5 protein-coding genes and 2 pseudogenes are annotated in these 11,293 nt (G+C 50.1%); all 7 read right to left on the bottom strand.

Features of this window, described 5'->3' with window-relative positions; genetic code table 11:
* A partial coding sequence (locus tag Q0257_RS13025; protein WP_366517479.1) for a Sua5/YciO/YrdC/YwlC family protein occupies nt 1–4,597 on the bottom strand: 4,597 nt, incomplete at its 3' end.
* Between the two features lie 283 nt (nt 4,598–4,880).
* Complete coding sequence (locus Q0257_RS00390; protein ID WP_298020141.1) at nt 4,881–6,518, bottom strand: hypothetical protein; 1,638 nt, start codon at nt 6,516–6,518, stop codon at nt 4,881–4,883.
* A pseudogene (locus Q0257_RS00385) lies at nt 6,502–6,948 on the bottom strand (hydrogenase maturation protease); the annotation flags it as partial. The pseudogene Q0257_RS00385 and the gene Q0257_RS00390, both read right to left, overlap by 17 nt.
* 336 nt (nt 6,949–7,284) lie before the next feature.
* A pseudogene (locus tag Q0257_RS00380) lies at nt 7,285–7,380 on the bottom strand (hydrogenase expression/formation protein); the annotation flags it as partial.
* Nucleotides 7,377–8,051, bottom strand: coding sequence for a Ni/Fe-hydrogenase, b-type cytochrome subunit (cybH, locus tag Q0257_RS00375; protein WP_005870440.1), 675 nt, complete (start codon nt 8,049–8,051; stop codon nt 7,377–7,379). The gene cybH and the pseudogene Q0257_RS00380, both read right to left, overlap by 4 nt.
* Nucleotides 8,052–8,054: 3 nt before the next feature.
* Nucleotides 8,055–9,776 (bottom strand): nickel-dependent hydrogenase large subunit, encoded by a 1,722-nt coding sequence (locus Q0257_RS00370; RefSeq protein ID WP_298020138.1) that lies wholly within the window; start codon nt 9,774–9,776, stop codon nt 8,055–8,057.
* A 2-nt stretch (nt 9,777–9,778) separates the two neighbouring features.
* Nucleotides 9,779–10,924 carry a hydrogenase small subunit gene (locus Q0257_RS00365; RefSeq protein ID WP_298020135.1) on the bottom strand — a complete coding sequence of 382 codons (1,146 nt, stop codon included), beginning with the start codon at nt 10,922–10,924 and terminating at the stop codon, nt 9,779–9,781.
* Between the last annotated feature and the right edge of the window lie 369 nt (nt 10,925–11,293).

Raw genomic sequence — 11,293 nt, 5'->3', positions numbered from 1 at the left:
AGCTCTCTGCAAACTCCGCGATGAAGTTTGCCAAGCCGTTGATGAATTTCGTCGCAGCCAAGCGCGGCTCATCGCTCAAAGCCTGCAAAAACGCCTCTTTGTAATCGATCACATAGCATTCGCCCTCAAGGCCCCACGGTGCCTCGCCATCTGAGGAATTTGCCACGGCGTTTGATATGGAATTCGCCGTAGAATTTGCTGTGTTTATCGATAAATTATAATTTATCTCGCCCGCGGAATTTAAACTACGAGCGCTTGTCGAATTCGGCGCATAGGCAAAATTTTGCTCGACATCGTAGGCCTCGGAATTTGATGTAGAATTTTCGGTCTTGCCCGCCGCACTGCAAACATTCGCGGCTGCAAATCTTTCTCCGCTGGCAAAATTTGCCGGACAACTATTGCAATCTATAGAATCGCTAAAATTTTCTGCTACGCCCACCGCGCCGTCGGTAGAATTTCCCGCGCAGACGCTGCTTCTGTCATTACGCTCTGCGCTGCGGATAGGATTTTTTGCGGCGACAAATTTCTCGCTCGGGCTTGCTACGCCGCCGACATGGCTTTTATCGCTCAAAACCACTACCCCATTCGCCCTTTTTAGCGCGAACCTGTAACTCTGCTCGCAGCCCTGGATATAGAGGTTCTCAAGTCGCATGCCCGCTTCGCCGTTGAAGCTGACGACTCGCAGGTCGCAAATGACCGCAGCAAACGCATCGAACAGCCGCCCTAGCGAGCTTGAGCGGACGGCACGCGGCGCGATTTTTTCTAAATTTGCCGTCTCGCTCGCGCTAAATTTTGCCAAAAACTCGCGCGCAGCGCCCTTTGCATTAAATTTAAACACGAGCGCAAGCGCAAGCTTGTAGATGTTTTTGATCGCGCTCTCGCCGCCGATAAGCGCGATTTCGTCAAATTTCGCCACGCGACGGTAGCCGCGCGGATCAAACACCATCACCTCGCCGCCCCAGATCGTGCCGTCCGTGCCGTAGCCGGTGCCGTCGAAGCAAAAGCCGAGGTATTTTTTGCCGCTAAAAAGAAGATCGTTTTGCGCCAGATTCGACACCAGATGCGCGAAATGGTGCTGGTAGCGGATCACGGGGTATCCGCGCTGCTCGAAAAATCGCGTGTGCGAAAACTGCGGGTGCAGATCCGCGATGACGGCGTCGAATTTCAGCTCGTAGGCGCGCACGAACATATCCAAAAGCGCGAAAAATCGCTCATTCGTGGCAACATTTTTAAGATCGCCGATGTAGGGCGAGATGAAAATTTGCCCGTCTTTGTAGATCGCAAACTGATTTTTAAGCTCCGCTCCGAGCGCCAGGAAAGTGCCTTTGAGCTGGAATTTGCTAGGGAAAATTTTTGGATTCATTCCGCGAGATGTTCGCAAAAACAGCGCGCGATTTAAAATTCCGCTCGCTTGATCGTTCGCGCTTTTGAAATTTAACGCTGCGACGCCGTTTTTAAAATTTAATGTTGTGTCCTGGCTGCCTGGGATCGCGCCTCGCTTGCTATTTGAAGTCGCAAAGTGCTCGCTATCCGGGACTGCGATATTATGCATGACTTCGCTTGACGCCGCTACGTCGCTTTTTAAATTTGAAGGTGCGGTGCCAAATTTATCGCTCAATGTTACCGCGCCCTGCTCGCCTTTTGCTTTTTTAAAATTTTTCGCGTTCTCGGGGCTGCGGCGCTTCATATCAATCAATGTCACGCCGTTTTTAAAATTTAAAGATGCACCGTCGCGTTCATCGTTTGATGCCACGACGTTGTGCCCGTCATCCGAGAGCGCGTCACAACTATCTATCGCTGCAGTGGCGCTTTTATCGGCTGCCGCCGCATCGCAGATGCTACCTAGCGCGGCGCTTTCTTGCTCGTTTTTTGCTTTTTTGGATAAATTCTGCGAATTTTTTAGCTCGCAAACGGCTACTTGCGAGCTTTGCAGACCTTCACTCGGATCACGCTTCGAGCCTTGCTTGGAATTTGCCCGTTTCAGATCATCGCTTTTCGAGTTTGACGTATTTTCATTCGGCTGCCGCTTTATAATCACGTTCAAATCGGACTTCGTATCGATCGAGGGAAGCGACATAGCATGCGGTGCTTCAAAATTTTGCGCCATATTCTCGCTGTGAGCCCGGGTCTCAAGCGTGTATATATCGTGGGTGCGATCGTTTGCCTTCGCGCTTACAGCTTCTTTTTTAAATTCCTGTAAAAACGCGATACTATCGTCACTCGGCGTTAAAATTTCGCGATTATTGTCCAGGTAAAACGAGATGATGTCGCCCAGCTTCTCGCGCAACTCCTCGCTGCTAAAAATAATGGGCTCGCCGCTAATGTTGGCGCTAGTAGCGACGATCGGGCGATCAAAGTATTCAAAAAGCAGCAGATGCACGCCGGTATTGGCTAGGAAAATGCCGATTTTATTAAGGTTCGGCGCCACGCTTGGAGCGATAAAAATCGCGCCTGCTCTAAAAATCGCCGAAAAGCTTGCGGGCAAACGCACGAAATCGCCCTCGCTATCGGAATGGGCGCCGCGCGCGTCCGCCATGCACGCCTGCGCAGAACATGAACCTTGCAAATTTATCGTCTGTTGCGGACTTAGCTCGCTCACCGCACATTGCAAAGCCGCCTTATCTGCAGCATTTTGCAAGTCCTGCTCACACGCCCCACGTCGCGAGTTCGTCCTATCCGCGGCATATTGCAAACTTGAAGTATTCGCAGAGCTTCGCGAAACGGGCTCGCTTGCCGCAGGCCGCAAATCAGATATCTTCATTGAGAGTTGCAAATTTTGCTCGTCCGCATGCCAAGAATCGGGCGATACGTATCGCAGCTCTCTGCCATTTGCCGCAAATTGCGATTTTAGCTCGTTAATCGTATCTTGCGCCTCGCTTACTGCTTGCGGCGAGTTCAAATTTTTAGCCGCGTACTGCGAACCAGACCCATTCGATGCGCGTCCTAGCTCGTTTTCTGCGCTCCGCGAGCCGCCCTCAACCGACGCATCGCAGGAGAAATTGCGGCGCGCCGTTTTGCTAAAAATTTGCGCACTCTGCAACCTGCCCTGCTCCGCGCAAACTCCAATATTTTGCGTGCTAAAATTTTGCGCCGCGCAATTGCGTAAATTTTGTAGCGCAGAGCCCTGCCCTTGCGCCGATTCTTCTTGCTCACCCGCAAATTTCGGCGATATAGGATTTTTGCTTTGCGCCTTTAAATTTTGCGTGCCGAAATCCGTCGCAAAGCCCGCCTCTGTGCGCCAAACAAACTCGCGCTTTTTTAAAATCACGATCGGCTTGACGTTGCAGTCTATCAGCGCCTCTTCCTCCGCGCTTAGGTTCGCTGCGCGCCCCGCCTGCGCTGCGTCGCGACACATGATCGCAAAAGGCTTACTCGGGCGCTTTTTGAGCGTTCGCAGCATGCGTACTGCGCGCTCGTTCGTCGCATCGCAGACGATGTGAAAGCCGCCCATCCCCTTGATCGCGCCGATCTGCCCACGCCGCAAAAGCTCCGCCGTGCGCGCTATCGCCTCCTCGCCGCTTGATAAAATTTCGCCGCCTGCGCCGCATAAAAACAGCTGCGGACCGCAGTGCGGGCAGGAGATCGGCTCGGCGTGATAGCGGCGCGTGAGCGGGTCCGTGTATTCGCCGCGGCAGAACTCGCACATCTCAAACTCCCTCATCGTGGTATTTGCGCGGTCATACGGCAGCGCGGCGATGATGCTAAGGCGCGGGCCGCAATCCGTGCAGTTTATAAAAGGATAGTGAAAGCGCGGATTTTGCGGGTCGTAAAACTCTTTTTTGCACCGATCACAGATCGCAAAATCGGGCAAAATCGGGTTAAATTTACGTCCCTCCTTGGATTGCGTAATCTTAAAATCAGTAAAATTCTGCGTAAAATCTTGTATATTTAGATCGGTGCGGATAATTTTATCGATACGACAAAGCGGCGGCGCCTCGCTGCGGAGGCGCTGCTCGAAAATTTTTAAAATTTCTTCTTCGCGCAGATCTTGCTCGGCGTTTTGCGGATTGCGCTTGGAATCTTGCAAATCCTGCGAGCAGAGGTTTTGCTCGGGCAAAGCCGGCGAGATAGAGCCCTGCTCGTTTAGATCGGTCTCGAATAAGTTTGGTAAAAATTTCTCGCTCGCTGCGGCTTGTAAATCATCCGTCAAATCATGCGACAAGCTCGTCAAATCGGGCAGGTTTGCTAAATCATTCGTTAAATCACGTAGCGAGCCGACCGAATCATTCGGTAAGCTCGGTGCGCTTTGCGGCGAAATGGAGTTCTGGCTTAAATTTGAGCTCGTAAAATTTAGTGATGAGTTCGCGGCCTTGTTAGAATCCGACTCGGCAGAATTTAAAGACCGAGCAGCCGATAACGATACTTTCTGCGCTTGAATTTCGTTAGAATTCGGCTCATTTAAATTTAAAAGGGCGGAATTTTTATCAATCGAGCCTTTTTGCGGCTCGGAAAGGTCCGCGCAAACGATGATTTTAACGCCCTCGCCATCGTTATAAACCTCGCCTTTCAGCCCCAAATCCACGGCAAGCTTGTAGACGAACGGGCGAAACCCGACCCCCTGCACCGCTCCGAAAACCTCAAATTTAGCCGCTTTCATGCACATGCTTTCATAAATTGCGCGACGCGGGAGCTGTTTTGCGAGCAAAATGCGCTCGCGGCGGGCGGACAAAGCGTTCCGGGCGCTGCAAAATATGCTCTAAATTTAATAAAATTTGATACTACAAGCTCGCCGCGTCTGCCGATTTTTTGGAATTTTGCGCAAATTATAGCGCTAAGCTTAGCCCGTATGGCGCGGCTATCGGCACCGCAATGCCCGCGCAACTCGCTATTTTGCGGATAAGACTTAGGAATTTTGCCAAAAATTCGCATATATGCCCAATCTAGCGAGCTTGAAGTGCGAAGCTGTCGCTAAAGCTCGCGTCAAAATTTTTGCAAAGCTTAAGCATTAAATCCGCAAATTTGCGCCCGCCAAACATCGCGCCGCCGAGGATCAGAACGTCAAAGTCCCCTCTGCGCTCATCCGCCAGATCGCTTAAAAAATAGCCCAAACTATCGAAAAATCCGAACGCAAACAGCTTTTCATTGGCGCCTGCGAGCGCATAGCTCATCGCCGAGCGCAAAATTTTATCCGCTTGCACGTAGCCGCGCTCGTCCGTGCAAAAATCAAGCCGCACTCCTTTGCCGCCCGCAAAATCCTCCGCAGCCGCCGTTAAAAATGCCGCATCGCGCCCCCAGATAAGCTGCGCGGCGACGCTAAAGATACCGTAAAATCCAGCGTTTGCGCTTTTTAAAATTTCATCGATTTTCGCGGCGTCTACGTTAAATTTGGCGCTAAAATTTTCAAGCAGCTTAGCGCCCGTTTCGTCGGCGCAAATTTGTGCCTTAAGCTCGTCAAAACTGCGCGGCAGATCAAATTTAAGCAGAATTTTTTTAGAGCTTTCGCCATAAATTGCTATCTCATCATCCGCGCCCACGCCCAAAAAGCAGCGCAAAACACGTTTTTTAGGATCATCTAAAAGCCCCTTTTCGCGGCACGTAAGCGCAAAAAGAGCGGAGTTTTTGTCCTTTGAGTTTTTCAGATAAGCGCTTGCGGCGTCGCTTAAAAAGTCCTCGTTTTGCACGATCAAAAAGCCGTTTTGCAGCGGCGCGACTTTAAAAATTTTATCTTTTTGCGCTGCGCTTTCGCATTTTGCGCTTAAAAAATAGATCCCGTCGCTTGCCAAAGCGCGCCCCAGCGCAAACACAAATATGTCGCCCGCAAGCTTTACGTCAAAAAATTTAGGCGCGTCCTCGTGATTTTTTCTAAAGATCGCATTGGTTTTTAGGCTTATGAGCGGCTTTTCAAAGGCTGCGAGCGCGATTTTACTCTTTTCATCGCTCACAAAAATCCCATCCAGCGCGCCCACTCCCGCGGCTATCAAAAAATCGGCGCTAAAATCCACGTCCGCCTTGAGCGTGAAAGTTGCACTGCTGCGCTTAATCTGCACCTGCTGAGCATGAAATAAGTTTATGCGGCAAAACTCCAGTAAGCGGGCGAAATTCTCCCTGCTTACCGCTTCAAATTTTCCCTCATGAAGCACGCCGGCGCCGCTTATTATTGCGAATTCGTTTTGAGACGGCTCGGCGTGAGCGAGGTATTCCTTCATCACTCGCGGGGTAAAATTATTAAATTTAGCCGCGCTATGGGCATTTGAAATTTCATCCTCGAAAAATTTACCTAGATCGCCCGCCTGCGCATCTTCAAACGCGCCGTTAAATTTTAGCGTTTTCGCTTCGGCGCCGCCCTCGTCCACCACGCGCACGGAGGATTTTGCCAAAAATATGGAGTTTGGGATCAGCGGCATCGCCTCGTCGCTAAATTTTAAAATTTCATCCTCGCCGCCGCGCACGAAAAGGCTTATTAAGCTCGCCTCTTTTTTCAGGCAAAACTCCAGCGTGCTTTTGCGAGCATAAAACAGCAAGAAGTGCGCTATCAGCGCGTTTTCATTAAGGTAGTTAAACTCATATGCTACTATCATCTCGCCCCCTTTTTGCAAATCGATCCGCGATGTCTTGGGCGCTAAGATCGGCGATTTTTTCATGCGCGAAACCAAGATCCGATAGGTACTTAAGCGCCGTTTTTTCCATGGTTTTTGAGGACTCTAAAATCACGGAGCTTAGCTTGAAGCTCGCCTCCTCGATGCGCCGCGGCACGACCGCTAGAATTTTAACGTGAGGCAGATCGCCGCAAAGATCCATCATCTGCAGGGTTTGAAGCATTTCGACCTCGTGCGCCGAGCCGCTCCAGCTGATCTGCTTAGGCATCGCGTCGTAGTCGAAAAAATACACCTCGCCGCCCTTTGCGCCCTCCGCGTCTATGCAATCGACGAGCAAAATTTCATCAAATTCCGCCATCGTAGGCATCAAAAAGCTAGCCAGCGTCCCGCCGTCGATAAATCGGATCTGATCCGTGCTCTGACTCGGCGCGGCGGGATTTTCGGCAACGAGGTCCGCATTGATAGAGCCTTGCGCTGCGGAATTTATTGCTAAATTTTGCGAAGTAGAATTTGAAGCGGAATCCTGCTTTGCGGAATGTTCTGAAGTAGAATTTCGGTCTAAATTTACTGCTGCGAAATTCTGCTCGGAAATAAAATTTTCATCCGCAAAATTTTGCAAGGAGTTGCGCTTTATGGAATTTTGCGAGGTAGAATTTTGTATCGCAGAGACTTGGGCGGAATTTTGAGTAGAATTCTGCACCGCGAAATCCTCGCCCGCCATAGAATTTCGTGCGGCGGCTTTAGGATAAAATTTATAGTTCTGCGCGAGCGCGCGGACGAAGTGCACGCCTATGCCCTCGTCCGCGTAGATGACGTTGCCGATACCCAGTACCAGCACCCTCAAGCGTGCTCTTCCTTTTTAAATTTATAGCCGCTTACGATCGCATCCATCGCGCCGTCCCTGCCCTTGACGGCGTTAAAGACCGCCATATAGACGTGGATCGGCACGAAGATTATGATGATATTCATGCAAAGATGGTGAATCATTCGCACCTCGCTTAGGCCGCCCATCGCGGCTTCTAGCGGGCGCAAGAGCCCGTATAGCGCGCCGCCTAACCCCTCGTGATAGACATGCACATATAATATCATACCCGTTAGGCAGATTACGAACAATACTAGATAAAAGCCCAGATAGGAGATGAACTGTAGCGGGTTATAAACGCCGCGAAGATGCGGGTGCTCGCCCAAAAAGATATAGTATTTGATCTGAGCTATCCATACGCGCGGGCTAAAAAAATCCTTGATGCTTAAAAGCTCTTTTCTGCTCTTTTTATCGAAAAAGAAAAGATAAGTTTTAAAGATCGCCGCGCCGATCATCGCAAAGCCGAAGATCAGATGCACGAATCTAAATTTAGCCTGCATGAAAAGCACCGGCTCTGGACTTACCTCGGGTGCGGTGAAAACAAAGGCGATGTAATATCCGGTGATCACCAAAATCGTAATGCAAAGCGCGCGCAGCCAGTGCGTGAGCCTAAGACCGATGGAGAACTCGTATTCCGCAAATCTTTTTTTCATCGTTTATCCTTTGCTGGGATCTACCCTATAGCAGCCGAGCTCCGCTCCTTTGGCGTCCATTACGTGCACGGCGCAGGCGATGCAAGGATCGAATGAATGGATGCGGCGGATGATCTCTAGCGGTTTAGAAAGATCGGCAAGCTTAAGTCCGATCAAGCAGGATTCGTAAGCACCCATAGCGCCGTCTTTATCCTTCGGAGTGGCGTTCCAAGTAGAAGGTACGACCGCCTGCCAGTTTTTGATGACGCCCTTTTCGATCCTGCACCAGTGGCTAAGTGCGCCGCGCGGCACATGACCGATATAGCGACCTTTGTACTCTTTGGAGTTATCGATTACATATTTTGCGCAGGTTTCAGTGTCGCCGCTTTTGATATTTGCAATTAAATTTTCTAGTGCAATCAGTCCGTTGTCGGCTACGACTTTAGCCTCGATCATACGGCACGCCGTTCGTCCAAGCGTCGAAAATACCGCCTCAAGCGGCAAGCCGGCGTCTTTTAGGAATTGATCCACGACCTTTACTACGCGCTCGTTTTTCTTGGCGTAATTTACTACGATATTTGCAAGAGGTCCTACCTGAAGCGGCTTACCGTCGTATCGCGGAGCCTTAATCCAGGTGTATTTGCCCTGGGTATCGAGTACCTTCGTATGTGCTTCTTTGCCGTGCGCGTCGATGCTCTGTCCGTCCTGAAGGCCCGTATAATTCGGCTCCTGCTCGCCGTCGTAAGGATGAAGCGGCGCATCGTTTTTATACCACGCATGCGTTGCCTCCTCGGTGATCTTGTTCTCATCAAGCTCCAAAACCTTGCTAATATCGCCGTTCATAATCATGCCGCTTTGAAATAGCCATTCGTTCTTTGAAAGCTGAAATTCTTGATGAGTCCATAAATTTGCCACACCGATATCATTTAGCACGCTAGGCTCGTTACCGTAAGCCTTCGCAGCCATTACAAGATCAGGATAGTAGGCGCGATTTACGAAGTCTGCGACCTCTTTAAATTTAGACATATATTCGCCCAGTCTTGCAGGGCTTAGGATATCCATTACGCAGGTTACGCCGCCTACGGTGAGGCTTTGCGGATGAGGCTGTTTCGCACCGAATATCGCCATCATCTGAGCCGCCGTGCGCTGAATGCGCAAACACTCAAGATAGTGCGAAAGAGCGATCAAATTTTGCTCCGGGCTAAACTTATATGTTGGGTGGCCGAAGTAGGCGTTGGCAAAAGGCCCCAAAGCGCCTTTTTTAACGAAAGCGCCCACGCGATCTTGCACCTTTTTTAGTTTATCCGCACCGCACGCATAAGGGGTATCGCAGTATTTAAACGCCTCCTCGCTCGCCTTTTTAGGATCGGCGCTAAGAGCGCTTACTACATCTACGAAATCAAGCCCGTGGAGTTGATAAAAATGCACCGGATGATCGTGCAAAAATAGCGCATTAGCCATCAGCGTGCGCGTTAGCAAGGCATTTAGCGGCGGAGTTATGCCGAGGGCGTTTTCTACCGCGACGATACCCGCTTTGTAATGCGAGAAGGTGCAGACGCCGCAAATTCTTTGCATAAAAAATCCCGCGTCGCGCGGATCTCTGTTTTTTACTATAGTCTCAAGCCCGCGCCATAACGTCGAGCTACTATAAGCCTCGCGGACGACGTTTTCATCATCCACTACGACCTCTATTCTTAAATGTCCCTCTATTCTGGTTATCGGATCTATTACGATTCTTTGCGACATGATTATTCCCCTTTATCTTTCTTAAATGACGCAATCGCCGCGTGTGCCGCTACCGCAACACCCGTGATCGCTAAAATTCCGACACCTATCTTATCTGCGGTAGCATCAGCGCCGAGCCCGCCGAAAACGCTTTCGTAAAGGCGATCCGCCAAAGGCTCCTCAAAAGGTCCCATATGATCCCAAAAATCAGGTTCCGAGCAGCCTATACAACCGTGACCCGCCTGTACCGGCCAGCTAGTGTGGGAGTTGAAGCGCTCGCGCGAGCAGTTATTAAATGTATAAGGGCCCTTGCAGCCTACTTTATAAAGGCAATATCCGTCCTTCGCGCCCGCATCGCCGAAGCTTTCTACAAACTCGCCCGCGTCAAAATGTCCGCGGCGCTCGCATAGATCATGTATTCGTAGCCCGTAAGCCCATTTAGGCCTGTTATAAACGTCAAGGCTTGGAAGCGTGCCGAAAAGGATGAAATTTAGCACGTTGCCGACGATATTTTTTTCGCTAGGCGGACAGCCCGGGATATTGACGACGGGTTTGTTTATGATTTTGTCCAAGCCTACGGCGCCGGTCGGATTCGGAGCCGCGGCTTGGATACCGCCGAAGCTCGAACAGGTGCCGATCGCAAATATCGCCGCAGCGCCTTTGGCAGCATCTTTGCAGTGCTGAGCTCCGCTCTTGCCCTCAGGACCCACGGTTAGGAAAAATTCATTCTCGCCGCTTGGAATTCCGCCCTCTACCATCAAGATATAGCGCCCCTTGTATTTTTCGATAGCGCCCTCTAAATTTTCCTCGGCTTGCCAGCCTGCGGCAGCCATTATCGTCTCGTGGTATTCAAGGCTGATGTAATCGAATATGAGGCTGTCGATGCTAGGCGTCTCGGTGCGTAGCAAGCTCTCGCTACAGCCTGTACACTCCGCCATATGAAGCCAGATCACGGGCAGGCGATCTGCAAGCTCCGCCGCTCGCGCCACGCTCGGCGCAAATGCGGCCGGAAGCCCTAGCATCGCGGTCATCGCTCCGCTCCATTTCATAAAATCGCGGCGCGAAAAACCCTTGCTTTTAAGCCTTTCTTGTATGCTTTCCTCCGTTTTTATTCGCGGCAAACGCTCAACGGCATCAAGTCTAGCCGAAATTTGAGCCAAATCAACCATAATGTCCTCCTGAAATTTAGGATATTTTTAAATGGCATTTTATCGAAATTTAGAATTCATGCACCTTAAATTTCATTAGATTTAATTAAAATTTTATATTTATTCATCGTCTAGCAGGTTTTAAATTTAAAAATAAAAGGCGGATTAAAATTTAGCGCGGCGGACGAAACGTTAAATTACGACGGAGAAAGCATTAAATTTTATGAAGCATTAAAATTTACGAAGCAGTGAAATTTTATCAAGAATTTTATAGTAGCGAAAAGCAGTTCAAGATAAAGCAGGCGTAGGTTGGATGATTTTGTGAAATACTCGCGAGGCGCACTGTTTGTGCGCCGCAGCGAAGTATTTTTGTAAAATTATCCGTTAAAT

Origin of the sequence: uncultured Campylobacter sp., assembly GCF_938018035.1 — a bacterium.
Lineage (GTDB): Bacteria > Campylobacterota > Campylobacteria > Campylobacterales > Campylobacteraceae > Campylobacter_B.
Note: the sequence above shows the minus strand (reverse complement) of the source record. Positions and strands in the feature narration are given on the sequence as shown.